The sequence below is a fragment of the Actinosynnema sp. NPDC059335 genome (assembly GCF_042752395.1).
GTDB lineage: Bacteria > Actinomycetota > Actinomycetes > Mycobacteriales > Pseudonocardiaceae > Actinosynnema.
On sequence record NZ_JBHYXZ010000035.1, the window covers coordinates 35,988 to 56,979 of the forward strand.

1 protein-coding gene is annotated in these 20,992 nt (G+C 73.1%); it reads left to right on the forward strand.

The genetic code is table 11. From position 1 onward, the window contains the following. Positions 1–575: 575 nt before the first annotated feature. Positions 576–20,978, forward strand: coding sequence for a non-ribosomal peptide synthase/polyketide synthase (locus ACFXGA_RS13750; RefSeq protein WP_378087583.1), 20,403 nt, complete (start codon positions 576–578; stop codon positions 20,976–20,978). Positions 20,979–20,992 lie beyond the last annotated feature (14 nt).

Below are 20,992 nucleotides of genomic sequence, written 5' to 3' on the forward strand. Positions count from 1 at the left end.
CCCTGCCCCCAGTGCCCCCTCCGGCACCCAATCCGTGCCCACCTTGGCACAGGACGATGCCAACCTCAAGGGCCTCCCGGAGGTGCGGTCGCGGGCCGCTTCGGCACCGCCGCCCGGCTCGTGCGACGGGTGGACGAACCAGGGTGCCGTGGGCATGATGGGGGTACCGGAGGGTGCGGGAGCGGCGCATCTGTCGAGGTCATGGGGGAATCATGAAGACGGATCCGGCTGGGGGGACCGGCGGCGGGCGCACGGCGCGACGCCGCGGACGGACGGGGGAAGCCGCTGCCGCGGTGCTCGCGCGCAGGGGATAACGGGGGAAAACCGGACCGGCACCGGTGACCGCGCGGCACGCGTTTCCGCGACGGTGATCACCGGCGTTCCCGCGCGCCCGGGAGTCGGTTCACCGAAAAGCGTGAACACCGGATCCGGCGTTCCCGCGCGCTCGATCACGGGAGCATTAACGACCGCTTCCCGGTGCTCGGCGACACGCCCGTCAACGCTTTTCGGCGTGAACCGGACAACGCGCCGAAGTCGGGCGTGACGGACCGAGATCGGAAAAAGGGGAACACACAGTGGCTCGACCCGCCGGCCTCCACCTGCCCTTGTCGGTGCCGCAGCGCGGCATCTGGTTCGCCCAGGAGCTGGACCCGGAGCCGCAGCGGTTCAACATCGGGTCCTACGTCGACGTGCGGGGCGCGGTGCGGGTCGGGGCGCTCGCGGAGGCCGTCCGCCGGTCGATGGCGGAGCTGGAGTGCCTGCACAGCCGGTTCGGCGAGCGGGACGGCGAGCCGCACCAGGTGATCGAGCCGCGCGACGACTTCCCCGTCCCGGTGATCGACGTCGGCGACGAGCCCGACCCGGTGTCCGCCGCCGTGACGATGATGAAGGCGGACGTGGCGCGGCCCGCCGACCTGGCCGCCGGCCCGATCTTCGCCACCGCCCTGTTCCGCCTGTCCGACACCAGGGTCCTCTGGTACTACCGCACCCACCACATCGCCGCCGACGGGTTCAGCGGCCTGCTGCTGGTGCGGCGCGCGGCGAGCGTGTACGCGTCGATCACCGGCACGGGCACGCCGGACGTCGGCCCGTTCCCGCCGTTCTCGGCGCTGCTGGAGGAGGACCGCGCGTACCGCGCGTCCGACCGGTTCGCCGAGGACCGGCGCTACTGGGTCGAGCGGCTGCGCGACCGGGCCGACCCGACGAACCTCGCCGGCCGCAAGCCGACCAGGGCGCGGTCCTCGGTCTACCACGCGGCCGCGCTGTCCGGGGAGGGCGCGGCCCGGCTCCAGGCCGTCGGCCGGGCCGTCGGCACGCGCTGGTCCGCCGTCCTGACCACGGCCGTCGCCGCGTACACGGCCCGCATGACCGGCTCGCCCGAGACCGTGGTGGAGCTGCCGGTGGTCGCCCGGGTGGGCGGCCGCGCGCGGTCGGTGCCGGGGATGATGTCGAACGTCGTCCCGGTGCGCGTGCCCCTGCACCCCGCCGACACCCTGGCCGAGGCCACCGCCCGCACGGCGGCGCGGATGCGGGAGGCGTTGCGGCACCAGCGCTACCGCTACGAGGAGATCCGCCGCGACCTGGGCGTCCCGGCCAACGAGGTGATGCCGTTCGGGCCGTCGGTGAACCTGATGGCGTTCGGCCAGGACCTCCGCTTCGGCGCGTGCGAGGCGACGATCCACGGCGTGTCCAACGGCCCGGTGGACGACTTCGCCGTGGTCGCCTACGGCGAGCCGACGAGCGCGGGACTGCGGCTCGACCTCGGCTGGAACAACGCCCTGTACGGCGAGGACGAGATGCGCGGGCACGAGACGCGCTTCCTGTCGTTCCTGGAGGCCGCGGTGCGGCTCGACCCGGACGTGCCGCTCGGCCGCGTCGACCTGCTGGACCCGGACGAGCGGGCCAGGGTGCTCGTGGCGTGGAACGACACCGCCGTGCCGTTGCCCACGACCACCTTGCCCGAGCTGTTCGAGGCCCAGGTCGCGCGCACCCCGACGCGCGCCGCCGTGGTGTTCGGCGACCGCTCGCTCACCTACGCCGACCTCAACGCACGCGTCAACCGGCTGGCCCGGCGGCTGGTCGACCTCGGCGTCGGCCCGGAGCACCTGGTGGGCCTGCTGCTGCCGCGGTCGCCCGACCTGGTGATCGCGACCCTGGCGGTGCTGAAGGCGGGCGGCGCGTACCTGCCGATCGACCCCGCCTACCCGGCCGACCGCGTCCGGTTCATGCTGGACGACGCCGAACCCGTGGTGGTGCTGGCCGCCGCGCGGACCGCCGTGCCGGGCGCGGTGGTGCTGGACGACGACGCGACCGCCGCCGACCTCGCCCGCTACCCGGGCGACGACCTCACCGACGCCGACCGGCTCACACCACTGCTCCCCGACCACCCCGCCTACGTGATCTACACGTCCGGGTCGACGGGCCGGCCGAAGGGCGTGAGCCTGCCCGCGGTCGCCCTGGCCAACCTCATGGCGTGGAACGCGCGCAACCTCCCCACCGACCGCCCCGACCTGCGCACCGCCCAGTTCGCGGCGCTCAGCTTCGACGCCGCCGCGCAGGAGATCCTGTCGGCCCTGCTGTACGGCAAGACGCTCGTCGTGACCGACAGCGAGACCCGGCTCGACCTGGACCGGCTGGCCGCCTGGTTCGAGACCCACCGCACCGCCGAGCTGTACGCGCCGAACCCCGTGCTGGAGGGCCTGGCCGAGGCCGCCGCCGCGACCGGCCGACGCCTGCCCGACCTCACCGACGTGCTCCAGGCGGGCGAAGCGCTCGGCCTGGGCCAGGCCGTCCGCGACTTCTACGCCCTGGTGCCCGGCCGCCGCCTGCACAACTACTACGGCCCGACCGAGACCCACGTCGTCACCGCGCACACGCTGCCCCTCGACGTGGCCGACTGGCCCGACCTCGCGCCCATCGGCACCCCGATCGACAACACCAGCGCCTACGTGCTCGACACCGGTCTGGCGCCCGTGCCGCCGGGCGTGGTGGGCGAGCTGTACGTCGCGGGCGTGCAGGTGGCCCGCGGCTACCTCAAGCGCCCCGGCCTCACCGCGTCCCGGTTCGTCGCCGACCCGTTCGGGCCCGCCGGCACCCGCATGTACCGCACCGGCGACCTGGTGCGCTGGAACCGCCGCGGCGAGCTGGAATTCCTCGGCCGCGCCGACGACCAGGTCAAGATCCGCGGGTTCCGGGTCGAACCGGCCGAGGTCGAGTCGGTGCTGGGCCGCCACCCCGCCGTGGGCCAGGTCGCGGTCGTGGCGCGGGACGCCGCCGGCGGCAAGCAGCTCGTCGCCTACGTCGTGCCCGCCGGCGGCCGCCTGGTCGACGTGGTCGCGCGGGCGCCGGTGGCCGCCGGCCGCCGGCCGCACCACAATGTTCGCGCCCGCGGCCGCGTGCTCGCCGCGCTGCCGCTGACCGCGAACGGCAAGCTGGACCGCCGGGCGCTGCCCGCGCCGGAGTTCGTCGGCGACGACACCGGGCGCGAACCGGCCACACCGCGGGAGAAGGTCCTGTGCGACCTGTTCGCCGAGATCCTCGGCCTCGACCGGGTCGGCGTGGACGACAACTTCTTCGAGCTGGGCGGGCACTCGCTGCTCGCCACGCGGCTCGTGTCCCGGGTCCGCGCCGTGCTGGGCGCGGAGCTGTCCATCTGGGAGCTGTTCGAGTCGCCGACCGTCGCCGGCATCGCGGCGGGCCTCGGCGACGTCACGGCCCGCCCCGACCTGGTCGCCCGGCCGCGCCCCGACCTCGTGCCGCTGTCGTTCGCGCAGTCCCGCCTGTGGTTCCTGGACCGGCTGGAAGACCTCGGCGCGGCCTACCACCTGCCGTTCGTGCTGCGGTTCACCGGCCGGCTCGACGTGCCCGCCCTGGAGTCCGCCCTGGCCGACCTCGTGCGGCGGCACGAGAGCCTGCGCACGGTGTTCGCCGAGGTGGACGGCAAACCGCACCAACGCGTCCTGGACGACACCCGGCCGCCGCTCGCGGTCACCCCCACCACGCGCGCCGCGCTGGGACCGGCGGTCGACTCGGTCGTGCGGACCCGGTTCGACCTCACCGCGGACCTGCCGGTGCGGGCCGCCCTGTTCCGGGTCGACGCCGACGAGCACGTGCTCGTGATGGTGGTGCACCACATCGCGGGCGACGGCTGGTCCCTGACCCCGCTCGTGCGCGACCTCACCGCCGCCTACCGCGCCCGCGCCGACGGCAAGGCCCCCGACTGGGAGCCGCTGCCCGTCGGCTACGCGGACTACGCCCTGTGGCAGCGGGAACTCCTCGGCGACGACGACGCCCCGACGAGCCTGCTGCGCGGGCAACTGGACTTCTGGCGGCGCGAGCTGGCGGACCTGCCCGAACGCCTCGACCTGCCCGCCGACCGGCCGCGACCCGCCGTGCGCGACTACCGGGGCGGCACCGCCACCCGGCAGCTGGACGCCGCGCTGCACCGGGCGATCGGCGCGGTGGCCCGCGACGGGCAGGCGACCGTGTTCATGGTGCTGCACGCCGCCCTGGCCGCGCTGCTGACCCGCTTGGGCGCGGGCACGGACGTGCCGATCGGCACCCCGGTCGCCGGGCGCGGGGAAGGCGTCCTCGACGGGCTGGTGGGGTTCTTCGTCAACACCCTCGTGCTGCGGACCGACACGTCCGGCGACCCCGCGTTCCGCGACCTGCTGGCGCGGGTGCGCCGGGCCGACCTGGCCGCGTACGCGCACCAGGACGTGCCGTTCGAGCGGCTGGTCGAGGCGCTCAACCCCGAGCGGTCGCTGTCGCACCACCCGCTGTTCCAGGTCATGCTGGCCGCCGGCCACCCGGCCGGGATCAGCGCCGACCTGGGCGACGTCACCGTGACGGCGGAGAACACCGACCTGGGCGCGGCGAAGTTCGACCTGACGTTCTACGTCACCGAGCACGAGACCGGCGGCATCGACCTCGCGCTGGAGTACAGCACCGACATCTTCGACCCGGGCACGGCCGAGTCGGTGCTCGACCGGTTCGTGCGGGTGCTGGAGGCGGTGGTCGCGGACCCGGACGTGCCGTTGGGGCGGATCGATGTGCTCGATGCGGCCGAGCGGGAGCGGGTGCTTCGGGGGTGGCAGGGTCCGGTGCGGGATGTGCCGCCGGCGACGTTGCCGGCCTTGTTCGAGGCGTGGGTGCGGCGTGATCCTTCGGCGGTCGCGGTGGTGTTCGAGGGTGTGTCGTTGACGTATGGGGAGTTGGACGTTCGGGCGAATCGGTTGGCGCGGTGGCTGGTTGGGCGTGGTGTCGGACCGGGGTCGTTGGTGGCTTTGGTGTTGCCGCGTTCGTTGGACTTGGTGGTGGCGGTGTTGGCGGTGGTGAAGGCGGGTGGTGGGTATGTGCCTGTTGATCCTGCTTATCCGGCGGAGCGGATCGCGTTCGTGCTGGACGACGCCAAGCCGGTGGTGGTGCTGGACGATCTCGCGTTCCTCGACGGGGTGGACGTGTCGGGCGCGGATTTGACCGATGTCGAGCGCGGTCGGTCGCATGTGGACGATGTGGCGTATGTGATCTACACGTCGGGTTCGACGGGGATGCCGAAGGGTGTTCCGGTGTCGCATGCGAACGTGGTGGCTTTGTTGAGCGCTGCTGCTGTGCACTTCGAGTTCGGTGTGGACGATGTGTGGTCGTTGTTCCACTCGTTTTCGTTCGATTTCTCGGTGTGGGAGTTGTGGGGGCCGTTGTCGTCGGGTGGGCGGTTGGTGGTGGTGCCGTTCGACGTGTCGCGGTCGCCGGAGGAGTTCTGGGATCTGGTGGTGGCGGAAGGCGTGACGGTGTTGAGTCAGACGCCGTCGGCGTTCTACGGGTTGGTGGAGGCCGGGGTTACCGGTGGTTCGTTGCGGTATGTGGTGTTCGGCGGGGAGGCGTTGCGGTTCGACCGGTTGGGTGGCTGGTTCGAGCGTCATCCGGCTGGTCCGGTGTTGGTGAACATGTACGGGTTGACTGAGGCGACCGTGCACGTGACACATCACGTGGTGACGGGCGGCGGTGCCAGTGTCATCGGCCAGGGCCTTCCGAACTTCCGCACCTACGTGTTGGACTTCGGGTTGAACCCGGTGCCGCCCGGTGTGGCGGGTGAGCTGTATGTGGCGGGTCCGCAGTTGGCGCGGGGGTATTTGGGTCGTGCCGGGTTGACGGCCGGCCGGTTCGTGGCGGACCCGTTCGGCCCGGTCGGTGCGCGGATGTACCGCACGGGGGATGTGGTGCGGTGGACCCGCGACGGTGAACTGGAGTACCTGGGTCGGTCGGACGATCAGGTGAAGGTCCGGGGGTTCCGGATCGAGCCGGGGGAGGTGGAGGCCGCCCTGGTGAGGCACCCGGCGGTCGGGCAGGCGGCGGTGGTCGCGCGTGGGCAGCGGTTGGTCGCCTACGTGGTCGGTCAGGTCGAGTCGGCGGAGTTGCGCGAGTTCGTGGCGGAGTCGTTGCCGGACCACCTGGTGCCGTCGGCGGTCGTCGTGCTGGACGCGTTACCGTTGACGGACAACGGGAAGCTCGACCGCAAGGCGCTCCCGGACCCGGACTTCAACGCCACCACCTCGGGACGCGCACCGCGCACACCGGGCGAGGAAGTGCTGTGCCGGCTGTTCGCCGACGTCCTGGGCCTCGACTCGGTCGGGGTGGACGACAACTTCTTCGCCCTCGGCGGGGACAGCATCGTGTCGATCCAGTTGGTGAGCCGGGCGCGTGCGGCGGGGGTCGGCATCACGCCGAGGCAGGTGTTCGAGCGCAAGACGGTGGCCGGTCTGGCGGCCGTGGCGGTGGCGCTGGACGACGAGGCCGAGCACGTGCCGGACGTCGGCGTGGGCGAGGTCGTGCCGACGCCGATCATGCGGTGGCTGGCCGAGCAGGGCGGTTCGGCGGACCGGTTCTGCCAGTGGCTGCTGGTGGAGGTGCCCGGCGACCTGGGCCTGGACCGGCTGACGGCGGCGGTGGGGGCCGTGCTCGACCACCACGACGTGCTGCGGCTGGTGGTGGATCGTGACGGGACGCCGACGGTGCGGCCGGTCGGTTCGGTGGACGCGCGGGAACGGGTGCGCCGGGTCGTCGGCGGTGACGTGGCACGCGAGCTGCACGCGGCGCAGGACCGGTTGTCCCCGGCCGAGGGCCGGGTGGTCGAGGTGGTGTGGCTCGACGCCGGTCCCGACGCGCCCGGTCGGCTGCTGCTGGTGCTGCACCACCTGGTGGTGGACGGGGTGTCGTGGCGGATCCTGCTGCCCGACCTGGCCGCCGCGTGGCGGGCCGTCCGCGACGGCGCGACCCCGGCGTTGGCCCCGGTGGGCGCGTCGTTCCGGCGCTGGTCGGAGCGGGTGGCGGCGGAAGCCGCGGCGCGGGTCGCGGAGCTGCCGCTGTGGACGGGGATCCTGGCCGACCGGGGGCCGTTGCTCGCCGCCCGTCCGCTGGACCGGGAACGGGACCGCGCGGACCGGGTGCGGTCGGTGTCGGTGGAGGTGCCGGTCGAGGTCACCGGGGCGTTGCTGGGCGAGGTGCCGGCGTTGTTCCACGCCGGGGTGGACGACGTGCTGCTGACCGGGCTGGCGGTCGCCGTCCGCGAGTGGCGTGGTGAGGGTCCGGTGGTGGTGGACCTGGAGGGGCACGGCCGCGCGGACCTCGGGCTGGACGTGTCGCGCACGGTCGGGTGGTTCACCACCCTGCACCCCGTCCGGCTGGACGCGGGTCGCGCCTGGCCCGGCGCGGCGGTCAAGCTGGTCAAGGAGCAGCTGCGGGCGATCCCGGACCACGGCATCGGGTTCGGCCTCCTGCGGCACCTCAACCCGGCTACCGCCGAGGCGTTGACGGCCGCGGGCACGCCGGAGATCGTCTTCAACTACCTCGGTCGCGCGGACGTGGCCGACGTCGGCGGCTGGTCGCTCGCCCGTGACGCGGACGTGGGAGCGGCACCGCCGGACCTCCCGGCGACGCACGCCCTGTCGATCAACGCCATCGTACGGGACGGCGTGCTGCGGGCGGACTGGTCGTGGCCGGAAGGGCTGTTCGCCGAGGACGACGTCCGCGCCCTGGCCCGTGCCTGGACCGACGCGCTGACCGCGTTGGTGGAGCAGGCGCGGCAGCCCGGTGTGGCCGGCCGCACGCCGTCGGACCTGCCGCTGGTCGACCTGTCCCAGGCGGAGGTCGACACGATCGAGGCGCGCTGGCAGGGGATCGAGGACGTGCTGCCGCTGTCGCCGTTGCAGGAAGGGTTGTTGTTCCACGCCCTGTACGACGAGCAGGGGCCCGACGTCTACGTGGTGCAGCTCGCCGTGGACCTGCGGGGTCGGGTGGACGTGCCCGCGCTGCGCGCGGCGGCGGAAGCGTTGGTGCGGCGGCACGCCAACCTCCGGGTCGCCTTCGCGTACGACGGAGTCGGGCACCCCGTCCAGGTGGTGCTGCGGGACGTGGACGTGCCGTGGCGGGAACACGACCTGTCCGAAGTGGACGCCGAGGCGGAGGCGGCGCGGATCGTCGCCGCCGATCGCGCGCGGCGGTTCGACGTGGGCAGCGCGCCGCTGGTCCGGTTCACGCTGCTGCGGCTGGGCGCAGACCGCTACCGGCTGATGATGACCAACCACCACATCCTGTTGGACGGCTGGTCGAGCCCGCTGGTGGCGCGGGAGCTGTTCGCCCTCTACCTCACCGGCGGTGACGACAGCACGCTTCCCCCCGTCACGCCGTACCGGGACTACCTGGTGTGGTTGGCGGGCCGGGACCGTGAGGAGGCGCGTCGGCGTTGGCGCGAGGTGTTGGCCGGTGTGGAGGGGCCGACGCTGGTCGCGCCGCCGGACACCGCACGGGCGGCGGTCGTACCGGACGAGGTCACCGTCACCGTGCCCGAAGACCTCGTCACGCGGCTGACCGCCGTGTCGAGGCAACGCGGGATCACCCTCAACACCCTGTTGCAGGCGGCGTGGGGCGTGGTGCTCGGCCGCCTGACCGGGCGCGAGGACGTGGTGCTCGGCGTGACGGTGTCCGGCCGCCCCGCCGAGCTGGCGGGCGTCGAGTCGATGATCGGCCTGTTCATCACCACGTTGCCGGTGCGGCTGCGGCTGGACCCGGCGACCCCGCTGGCCGACGTGCTGGACCGGGTGCAGGAGCAGCAGGCCGAGCTGACGAGCCACCAGCACCTGGCGTTGGCCGACGTCCTGCGGGAGGCCGGGGCCGACGAGCTGTTCGACACCAGCTTCGTGTTCGAGAACTACCCGGTGGGCCCGGCCGACGGGGTGGACCTCGGCCCCGACCTGCGCGTCACCGGCTACCACGGCCAGGACGCGGCGCACTACCCGATGAGCCTGGTGGCGCACCCGGACCAAGGGCTGAGCTTCCGGCTGATCCACCGGCCCGACCTGTTCGACCGGCGGTTCGCCGGCGCCGTGCTCGACCGGTTGTCCCGGGTGCTGGAGGCGATGGCCACCGATCCGGGGATGCCGGTGGGTCGGGTGGACGTGTTCGGTGCGGGTGAGCGGGATCGGGTGTTGGTGTCGTGGAATGACACGGCTCGTGATGTGCCTGTTGTGTCGTTGGTGGGTTTGTTCGAGGAGCGTGTTCGGGTTGCGGGTTCGGGTGTTGCGGTGGTGTTCGAGGGTGTGTCGGTGTCGTTCGCGGAGTTGAACGTGCGGGCGAATCGGTTGGCGCGTTATTTGGTGGGTTTGGGGGTTGGTGCGGGTTCTGTGGTGGGGGTGCGGTTGCCGCGCTCGGTCGAGTTGGTCGTGGCGGTGTTGGGCGTTCTGAAGGCCGGTGGTGCGTATCTGCCGATCGACGTGGACTATCCGCGCGAGCGCATCGACTTCTTGCTGGCCGACGCGGAGCCGGTGGTGGTGCTGGACGGCGTGGAGTTCGGTGGGGATCTGTCGGGTGCGGATCTGACGGACGCCGACCGGCGTGCGCCGCTGACGGGTGACTCTCCGGCTTACGTGATCTACACGTCGGGTTCGACGGGTGTGCCGAAGGGTGTGGTGGTGGGGCATGGGGCTGTGGTGAACCGGTTGTTGTGGATGCAGGGTGAGTTCGGGTTGTCGTCGGTGGATCGGGTGTTGCAGAAGACGCCGTTCGGGTTTGACGTGTCGGTGTGGGAGTTGTTCTGGCCGTTGATCACCGGTGCGGTGTTGGTGGTGGCCCGGCCGGAGGGGCACCGGGATCCGGCGTATTTGGTGGAGGTGATCCGGCGGGAGCGGGTGTCGGTGCTGCACTTCGTGCCGTCGATGCTCGGGGCTTTCCTGGGCGAGCCTGGCGCGGGGGATTGCACAACCCTTCGGCTGGTGGTGTGCAGTGGTGAGGCGTTGTCGCCCGAGCTGGCCAACGAGTTCCACTCGGTGTTGGACGTGCCGTTGCACAACCTGTACGGGCCGACGGAGACGGCTGTGGATGTGACCGCCGCTCGGGTCGAGCGGGGTGTGTCGGTGGTGTCGATCGGTTCTCCGGTGTGGAACACGCGGGTTTACGTGTTGGATGGCGGGTTGGCTCCGGTGTTGCCGGGTGTGGTGGGGGAGTTGTACATCGCGGGTGTTCAGCTCGCGCAGGGGTATTTGAGGCGTCCCGGGTTGACCGCCGGGCGTTTCGTGGCGGACCCGTTCGGCCCGGCGGGCGCGCGCATGTACCGGACCGGTGATCTGGTGCGCTGGAACGAGGGCCGGTTGGAGTACGTCGGCCGGTCCGACGACCAGGTGAAGATCCGTGGGTTCCGGATCGAGCCGGGTGAGGTCGAGTCGGTGTTGGGTGGGCATGCCGCGGTGCGGCGTTCGGCTGTGGTGGTGCGGGAGGACGCCGTGGTGGGTCGTCGGTTGGTGGGTTATGTGGTGGTGGATCCGGTGGCGGCTCCGGCGGTGGTCCGGTTTCGGGAGTTGGAGTCGGCCGGTCGTCTGTCCGGTGTGGACTTGCACGAGTTGCCGAACGGGATGGTCGTCGCGGGTCGGAACCGGTCGAACATGGCGTATTTGTTCGATGAGGTGTTCGTGCGCAATGGGTATTTGCGTGCGGGTGTGGTGGTCGGGGACGGCGCGGTCGTTCTGGATGTCGGTGGGCACGTGGGGTTCTTCTCGTTGTTGGTGGGTTCGGTGGCGCGGGGTGTGCGGGTGTTCGCGTTCGAGCCGATGCCGGAGTCGGCGGAGTTCTATCGGGTGAACGCGTTCCTGCACGGTGTGGACGCGACGGTGACGACGTGTGCGCTGGCGGACGCGCCTGGGCGTGCGGAGTTCACGTACTACCCGGAGATGTCGCTGATGTCCGGTCGGTTCGCCGACAGCGAGGCGGACCGGGAGACGCTGCGGCGGGTGATCGGCAACGAGCGCGGTGACGACCTGGCCGACGCGGTCGGCGAGGTGCTGGAGCAGCGGCTGGACGGCGTGCCGGTGGACGTGGAGCTGCGCACGCTGTCACAGGTGATGGACGAGCACGGGATCGCGCACGTCGACCTGCTCAAGATCGACGTGGAGAAGGGTGAGCTGGACGTGTTGCGGGGTGTCGAGCCCCGGCACTGGCCCGTCATCCGGCAGGTCGTCGCCGAGGTGCACGACATCGACGGCCGACTCGCCACCGTCACGACCCTGCTCGAATCCCACGGCTTCCGGGTGGCGACCGAGATCCCGCACGGCCTCGAAGGCACGGGCATGTACCAGCTCTACGCCACCCGCACCTCGACCGACACCGAACAGGAACCACCCACCACGTCACGGGAACCCTGGTACACGCCCGCCCAACTCACCCGCGCCCTGCGGGAGCACCTGGCGGAGCGGCTGCCGGACCACATGGTCCCGGCCGCGCTGGTCGTGCTGGACGACCTGCCCCTGACCGCCAACGGCAAGCTGGACCGCAAGGCGCTCCCGGCCCCCGACTTCACCGGCACCGCGCCGGGACGCGCGCCGCGCACACCCCAGGAAGAAATCCTCGCCGGTCTCTTCGCCGAAGTGCTCGGGCTGGACTCGGTCGGCGTGGACGACAGCTTCTTCGCCCTGGGCGGCGACAGCATCGTGTCGATCCAGCTCGTGAGCCGGGCCCGCCGGGCCGGGTTGCGCCTCACGCCCAGGCAGGTGTTCGAGCACAGGACCGTGGCCGAGCTGGCACGGGTCGCGGACCGGTCGGACGACGTGCACGAGGCGGCGGTCGGCGACACGCCCCTGCTGCCGATCATGCGCGCCCTGTACGAGCACGGCGGCGACGTCGACGGGCTCAGCCAGTCGGTCTTCCTGGCCACGCCGCGCGGCCTGGACCGGAGCCGGCTCGTGACGCTCGTCCAGGCCCTGCTCGACCAGCACGACGCGCTGCGGTCCCGCTTCACCCGCCCGGACGCCGGCGACCCGACCTGGCACATCGCCCCGGTGGGCGATGTCGGAGCGGACGACCTGGTCCTCCGGGTGGACGTCACCGGCGTCGACCCCGCCGACCGCGCCACCCTCTACGCCGAGCACGCGGCGTCGGCGGGCACGCTGCTGGACCCCGGTTCGGGTGTAGTGCTGCGGGTGGTCTGGTTCGACGCCGGCCCGGAGGAGCACGGGCGGCTGCTGGTCGTCGTCCACCACCTCGTGGTGGACGGCGTGTCCTGGCGCATCCTGGTCACCGACCTGGCCGACGCGTGGCGGGACCTGTCGACCGGGAATCCGGTGCGCCTGCCCCCGGTGCCCACCCCGGTGCGCCGGTGGGCGCGGTCGGCGGCCGACCGGCGGGCCCCGGAGCCGCCGGCCCCGGACGAACCGCTCACCGACCGTGCCCTGGACCGCGCGGTCGACGTCGTCGTGACCGCCCGCGCCACGACCGTGACGCTGCCCGTCGCCCGGACGAGACCGCTGCTCACCGCCGTGCCCGCCGCGGTGCGCGGCGCGGTCCCGGACGTCCTGCTGACCGCGCTGGCGATCGCGGTCGCCCACCGCCGGCGGCGCACCGGCCGGGTGGGGGACGGGGTCGTGGTCGACGTCGAGGGGCACGGCCGGGACGGCGGCGACGCCGACCTGACCCGCACCGTCGGGTGGTTCACCGGCATCCACCCGGTGCGGCTCGACGTGACCGGGACCGGCGACCCGCTCGTGGCGTTGAAGCGGGTCAAGGAGGCCCTGCGGGCGATCCCGCGCGACGCCGCCGCCGTGCTCGGCGGCGCGACACCGGCGCAGATCGGGTTCAACTACCTCGGTCGGCTGCCCGCGTCCGACGGCGCGGTCGGCGACTGGACCGCCGCGCCCGAGCTGGCGTTCCTGACCGGCTCGGCGGACCCGCGGATGCCCCTCGCGCACGGCCTGGAGGTCACCGTCGTCACGCGCGAGCACCGGGACGGGCCGCGCCTGGACGCCACCTGGACGTGGGCCGGCGGGCTGTGGTCGGAGGACGAGGTCGCCGCCCTGGCCGACGACTGGATCAGCGCCCTCGACCGGCTCGTCGCCGCGGCGCGGCAGCCGGGCGCGGGCGGCTCCACGCCGTCCGACTTCCCGCTGGTGCGCCTGTCCCAGGCCGAACTCGACCGGATCGAGGCCCGGTGGCACGACGTCGAAGACGTCCTGCCGCTGTCGCCGTTGCAGGAAGGGTTGTTGTTCCACGCCCTGTTCGAGGACGACGTGGACGTCTACCTCGTGCAGCTGGCGGTCGACCTGATCGGCGGGTTGGACGTCCGGGCGCTGCGGGCGGCCGCGTCGGCGCTGCTGCGCCGGCACGCCGTCCTCCGGGCCGGGTTCGTGGCCGAGGGCGTGGACCGGCCGGTGCAGGTGGTCGCGCGGCACGTCGAGCCTCCCTGGGCGGAGCACGACCTGACCGGCCTGCCCGCCGCCGACCGGGAAGCCGAGCTGGAACGGCTGACCGAGGCGGACCGGGTCCGCCGGTTCGCCACCGACCGCGCGCCGCTGACCCGGTTCACCCTGGTGCGCCTGGGGGAGGGTCGGTTCCGGTTCCTGATGACGAGCCACCACCTGGTGCTGGACGGCTGGTCGAACTCGCTGCTGGCGCGCGAGCTGTTCACGCTCTACCGCACGGGCGGCGACGACGCGGGGCTGCCGAGGATCACGCCCTACCGCGACTACCTGGCGTGGGTGGCGGGACAGGACCTGGAGGGGACGCGGCGGTACTGGCGCGACCTGCTCGCGGACGTGGACGGGCCGACGCTCGTCGCGCCGCCGGACCCCGGTCGGCCGGCGGTGGTCCCCGAGCAGCTGACCGTGACGGTGCCCGCCGACCTCGCCGCCCGCCTGACCGCGGTCGCCCGGCTGCGCGAACTGACGCCGAACACCGTGCTCCAGGCGGCGTGGGGCGTCCTGCTCGGCCGCCTGACCGGTCGTGACGACATGGTGCTCGGCACGACGGTGTCCGGCCGCCCCGCCGAGCTGGCCGGGGTCGAGTCGATGGTGGGGCTGTTCATCAACACCCTGCCCGTGCGGCTGCGCCTGGACCCCGCCGCGCCGGCGGTCGACGTGCTGCGCGCCGTGCAGCACCAGCAGGCCGAGCTGACCGCGCACCAGCACGTGGGCCTGACCGAGGTGCACCGGCTCGCCGGGGTGGCCGAGCTGTTCGACACCGACTTCGTGTTCGAGAACTACCCGGTGGCGGTCGACCGGGACGGTCTGGCCGGGCTCCGGGTCGAGGACGCGCGAGGCCGCGACGCCGCCCACTACCCGCTGACCCTGGTCGTGCTGCCGGGCGACGATCTCCGGCTCCGGCTCGCCTACCGGCCCGACCTGTTCGACCACGACACCGCCCGGTCGGTGCTCGGTCGCCTGCTGCGGGTCGTGGAGGCGGTGGTCGCGGACCCGGACGTGCCGCTGGGCCGGATCGATGTGCTCGATGCGGCCGAGCGGGAGCGGGTGCTTCGGGGGTGGCAGGGTCCGGTGCGGGATGTGCCGCCGGCGACGTTGCCGGCGTTGTTCGAGGCGTGGGTGCGGCGTGATCCTTCGGCGGTCGCGGTGGTGTTCGAGGGCGAGTCGTTGACGTATGGGGAGTTGAACGTTCGGGCGAACCGGTTGGCCCGGTGGCTGGTTGGGCGTGGTGTCGGACCGGGGTCCTTGGTGGCCTTGGTGTTGCCGCGTTCGCTGGATCTGGTGGTGGCGGTGTTGGCGGTGGTGAAGGCGGGTGGTGGGTATGTGCCTGTTGATCCTGCTTATCCGGCGGAGCGGATCGCGTTCGTGCTGGACGACGCCAAGCCGGCGGTGGTGCTGGACGACCTGGGCGCGGTGGCCGGGTTGGACCGGTTCCCGGACGACGACTTGACCGACGCCGACCGGCTGAGCCCACTGCACGCCGATGGTGTGGCGTATGTGATCTACACGTCGGGTTCGACGGGGACGCCGAAGGGTGTTCCGGTGTCGCACGCGAACGTGGTGGCTTTGTTGAGCGCTGCTGCTGCGCACTTCGAGTTCGGTGTGGACGATGTGTGGTCGTTGTTCCACTCGTTCTCGTTCGACTTCTCGGTGTGGGAGTTGTGGGGGCCGTTGTCGTCGGGTGGGCGGTTGGTGGTGGTGCCGTTCGACGTGTCGCGGTCGCCGGAGGAGTTCTGGGATCTGGTGGTGGCGGAAGGCGTGACGGTGTTGAGCCAGACGCCCTCGGCGTTCTACGGGTTGGTGGAGGCCGGGGTTACCGGTGGTTCGTTGCGGTATGTGGTGTTCGGCGGGGAGGCGTTGCGGTTCGACCGGTTGTCGGGCTGGTTCGAGCGTCATCCGGCTGGTCCGGTGTTGGTGAACATGTACGGGTTGACCGAGGCGACCGTGCACGTCACGCATCACGTGGTCGCCGGTGATGGTGTCAGCGTGGTCGGTCGAGGTTTGCCGAACTTCCGGACGTACGTGTTGGACACCGGGTTGAATCCCGTGCCGCCCGGTGTGGCGGGCGAGTTGTACGTGGCGGGTCCGCAGTTGGCGCGGGGCTATCTGGGGCGTGCGGGTCTGACCGCCGAGAGATTCATGGCTGACCCGTTCGGCCCGGTCGGTGAGCGGATGTACCGCACGGGGGATGTGGTGCGGTGGACCCGCGACGGTGAACTGGAGTACCTGGGTCGGTCGGACGATCAGGTGAAGATCCGGGGGTTCCGGATCGAGCCGGGGGAGGTGGAGGCCGCCCTGGTGAGGCACCCGGCGGTCGGGCAGGCGGCGGTGGTCGCACACGGGCAGCGGTTGGTCGCCTACGTGGTCGGCGACGTCGATGCGGTGGACCTGCGGTTGTCCGTGAAGAACGCGTTGCCGGACCACATGGTCCCGGCGGCGGTCGTCGTGCTGGACGCGTTGCCGTTGACGCGTAACGGGAAGCTCGACCGCAAGGCCCTCCCGGACCCGGACTTCGACGCCACCACCTCGGGACGCGCACCGCGCACGCCCGAGGAGGAGATCCTGTGCCGGTTGTTCGCCGACGTCCTCGACGTCGGGTCGGTCGGTGTGGACGACGATTTCTTCGCGCTGGGCGGGCATTCGCTGGTGGCGACGCGCTTGGTGTCGCGGGTGCGGTCCGTGCTGGGCGCGGAGTTGTCCGTCCGCGACCTGTTCGAGGCCCCCACCCCGGCGCGCCTGGCGGGCCGGTTCACCGGGGGCGGGGTGCGCCCGGCGTTGGTGGCGGGGCGGCGTCCGGATCGGGTGCCGTTGTCGTTCGCGCAGGTGCGGTTGTGGTTCCTGGACCGGTTGGAAGGGCTCGGTGCGGTCTACCACGTGCCGCTGGTCCTGCGGCTTCGCGGCGCGTTGGACGTTGACGCCCTGCGTGCCGCGTTCGGTGACGTGGTGGCGCGGCACGAAGCGTTGCGGACGGTGGTCGGCGAGGACGACGGTGTGCCGTTCCAGCGCGTGGTGGACGATCCGCGCTTCGACGTCCCACTGGCGGAGGTGGACGAGGCCGATCTGCCGGCGGCGGTCCACGACGTGGTCAGCGCTCGGTTCAACCTCGGTCGGGACCTGCCGGTGCGGGCGGTGGTGTTCCGGGTGCGGCCGGACGAGCACGTGCTGGTCGTGGTGCTGCACCACATCGCCGGCGACGGCTGGTCGCTGGGACCGCTGGCGCGGGACGTGGGCGTCGCCTACCGGGCCCGGTTGACGGGTGCCGCGCCGGCCTGGGCACCGCTGCCGGTCCAGTACGCGGACTACGCGCTGTGGCAGCGCGACCTGCCCGACCAGGTGGACTTCTGGCGCGAGGCGTTGCGCGGGCTGCCCGACCGGCTGGAGCTGCCGGTCGACCGCCCGCACCCGCCGGTCCGCGGCTACCGGGGCGGGACGGTGCCCGGCGAGCTGGGCCCGGACCTGCACCGGCGCATCGCCGCGCTGGCCCGTGACGAGCACGTGACGGTGTTCATGGTGTTCCAGGCGGCGTTGGCGGTGTTGTTGACGCGGTCGGGTGCGGGCACGGACATCCCGATCGGGACTCCGGTGGCGGGTCGGTCGGACGAGGTGTTGGAGGACCTGGTCGGGTTTTTCGTGAACACGGTGGTGTTGCGGACGGACACGTCGGGTGATCCGGGGTTCGGTGAGTTGGTGGGGCGGGTGCGTGAGGTCGATCTGGCGGCTTTTGCGCATCAGGACGTGCCGTTCGAGCGGTTGGTCGAGGTGGTGAACCCGGTGCGGTCGTTGGCGCACCACCCGTTGTTCCAGGTGATGCTCGCGTTCACCGGACCCACCGGGCCGGCCCCGGACCTGCCCGGCCTGGCGATCACCCCGGAGCGGATCGACCCGGGCACCGCGAAGTTCGACCTCACGCTGTACGTGGTGGAGCGGCCCGGTCACGGCGGGGTCGACCTGTCGCTGGAGTTCAACGCCGACGTGTTCGACCACGACACCGCCGCGTCGCTGCTGGCCCGGTTCGTCCGCGTCCTGGAGGCCGGGGTCGCGGACCGGGACGTGCCGATCGGGCGCATCGACGTCCTGGACCCGGCGGAACGGCACCGCGTCGTGGTCGAGTGGAACGACACCGCCCACGCCGTGCCCGACGCCACGCTGCCGGAGCTGTTCGAGGCCCAGGTCCGCCGCACGCCGCACGCGAAAGCCCTGGTGTGCGACGGGGAGTCGCTGACCTACGCGGAGCTGAACGCCCGCGCCAACCGCCTCGCCCACCACCTCCTCGACCGGGGCGCGCGTCCGGAGCGGTTGGTGGCCGTCGCGCTGCCGCCGTCGACCGACCTGGTGGTGGCGTTGCTGGCGGTGCTGAAGACCGGGGCGGCCTACGTGCCGATCGACCCCGGCTACCCGGCCGAGCGGATCGGGTTCATGCTCGCCGACTCCCGGCCGGTGGCCGTCCTGGAGGACGGGATCGGGAGCCTGGCCGGCCTGCCCGAGCACGACCCCGCGCACGCCGAGCGGGCGACGCCCGACCACCCCGCCTACGTCATGTACACGTCCGGGTCGACGGGCACGCCGAAGGGCGTCACGGTCGGGCACCGCGCGTTGAGCCACTACCTGGCCTGGGCGCGCGACCGGTACCCCGGTCTGGCCGGCTCGTCCCTGGTGCACTCGTCGGTGGCGTTCGACCTGACCGTGACGGGTCTGTTCGGCCCGCTGACCGCGGGCGGGTTCGTGCAGCTCGCGCCGCTGGAGGCGGTGGGCGGCCGCGCGCCGGCGTGGTTGACGCGGCCCACGTTCCTCAAGGCGACGCCCGCGCACGTGCCGCTGCTCGCGTCGCTGCCCGACGCGTTCTCGCCGACCGGTGAGCTGGTGATCGGCGGTGAGCTGCTGCTGGGCGAGGCGCTGCGCGGGTGGCGGGAGCGGCACCCCGGCACGGTGGTCGTCAACGAGTACGGCCTGACCGAGACCGCGGTCGGCTCGACGGAGCTGCGCCTCGAACCGGGGACCGCGACACCGCCGGGCGGTGTCCCGGTGGGGCGTCCGGGCTGGAACACCCGGCTGTACGTGCTGGACGCGTCGCTGAACCCGGTGCCGCCCGGCGTGGCGGGGGAGCTGTACCTGGCGGGCGCGCAACTGGCCCGCGGGTACTTCGAACGGCCGGGGCTGACCGCGTCCCGGTTCGTGGCCGACCCGTTCGGCCCGACGGGCACCCGCATGTACCGCACGGGCGACCTGGCGCGGTGGACCCGCGACGGCGAACTGGAGTACCTGGGCCGCTCGGACGACCAGGTGAAGATCCGCGGCTTCCGGATCGAGCCGGGCGAGGTCGAGGCCGTGCTCGCCCGGCACCCCGCCGTGGGCGCGGTCGCGGTGGTGGCCCGGGAGGACGCCGTGGTCGGGCGGCGGCTCGTGGCCTACCTCGTGGCGGCGCGTGGCGAGGCGGTCGACGTCGGGTCGGTGCGGGCCGCGGCGGCCGGGCCGCTGCCGGACCACCTGGTGCCGTCGGCGTTCGTCGTGCTGGACGCGCTGCCGCTGACGGCCAACGGGAAGCTGGACCGCGACGCGTTGCCCGCGCCCGACTTCGGCGCGGCGGTGTCGGACCGCGCGCCGCGCACCCCGCGCGAGGAAGTCCTGGCGCGGGTGTTCGCCGACGTGCTCCGGCTCGACCGCGTCGGCGTCGAGGACGACTTCTTCGCGCTCGGCGGCGACAGCATCGTGTCGATCCAGCTCGTCAGCCGGGTGCGCGAGGCGGGTCTGCACCTCACGCCCCGGGACGTGTTCGAGCACAAGACGGTCGCCGGCCTCGCGGCCGTCGCGGTGACCCCGGACGCCGACCGGGCACCGGACGTCGGCGTGGGCGACGTGGTGCCGACGCCGATCATGCGGTGGCTCGCCGACCGGGCCGGCTCGGCGGACCGGTTCTGCCAGTGGCTGCTGCTGGACGTCCCCGCCGACCTCGGACTGGACCGGCTGACGGCCGCGGTGCGGGCGGTGGTCGACCACCACGACGCGTTGCGGCTGGTCGTCGGCCCTGGTGGCGCGCACGTGCCACCGGCCGGTGCGGACGTCCGGGACCGGGTGCGTCGGGTGGGCCCCGGGGCGGACGTGGAACGCGAGCTGCACGCGGCCCAGGACCGGCTGCGCCCCGCCGAAGGCCGGATGGTCGAGGTGGTCTGGTTCGACGCCGGTCCCGGCCGCCGCGGTCGCCTGCTGCTGGTGCTGCACCACCTCGTCGTGGACGGCGTGTCGTGGCGCATCCTCGTGCCCGACCTGGTCGCCGCCGTGGCCGGCGCACCCGCGTTGGCGCCGGTGGGCACGTCGCTGCGCCGCTGGGCCGAGCGCCTGGCCGAGCAGGCGACGTCCGCCGCCCGGACCGCCGAACTGGACCTCTGGACCGGCATCCTGCGCGACCCCGGTCCGGCGCTGGCGGCGCACCCGCTCGACCCCGCGCTCGACCGGGTCGACGGGGCGCGCTCCCTGTCCGTCGAGCTGCCCCCGGACGTCACCGCGGCCCTGCTCGGCGAGGTCGCGGCGGCGTTCCACGCCGGGCCGGACGACGTGCTGCTGACCGGCCTGGCCGTCGCGATCGACGCGTGGCGGCGCAGGCGCGGCCGGCGCGGCGGCACCGCCGTGGTGGTCGACGTGGAAGGCCACGGCCGGGAGGACGTCGGGCTGGACGTGTCGCGGACGGTCGGCTGGTTCACCACGCTGCACCCGGTCCGGCTCGACCCCGGCGCGGTCCCGTTCGCCGAGGTCCGCGCCGGCGGCCGGGCGGCCGGGGAGGCGGTGAAGCGGGTCAAGGAGCAGTTGCGCGCCGTGCCCGACCACGGCCTCGGCTTCGGCCTGCTCCGCCACCTCAACCCGGACACCGGCCCGGCGCTGGCCGCCCTGCCCCGCCCGGAGATCCTGTTCAACTACCTCGGCCGGGCCGGCGCGCCCGGCGGCGACTGGGCGCTCGCCCCCGAGGCGGCCGGCGTGCGGCCCGCCGCGCCGGACCTGCCCGCCACCCACGCGCTGACCGTGGACGCGGCCGTGCTGGCGGGCGTGCTGCGGGCGACCTGGTCCTGGCCCGGTCGCCTGTTCGCCGAGGACGAGGTGCGCGACCTCGCCCGGTCCTGGACCGAGGCGCTGACCGGGCTCGTCCGCCACGCGCGCCGGCCCGGCGCGGGCGGCCACACGCCCTCGGACATGGCGTTGGTGACCCTCAGCCAGGAGGACATCGACGAGTTCGAAGACCGGGACCGGTCCCGATGAGCCGCCGCCGAGAC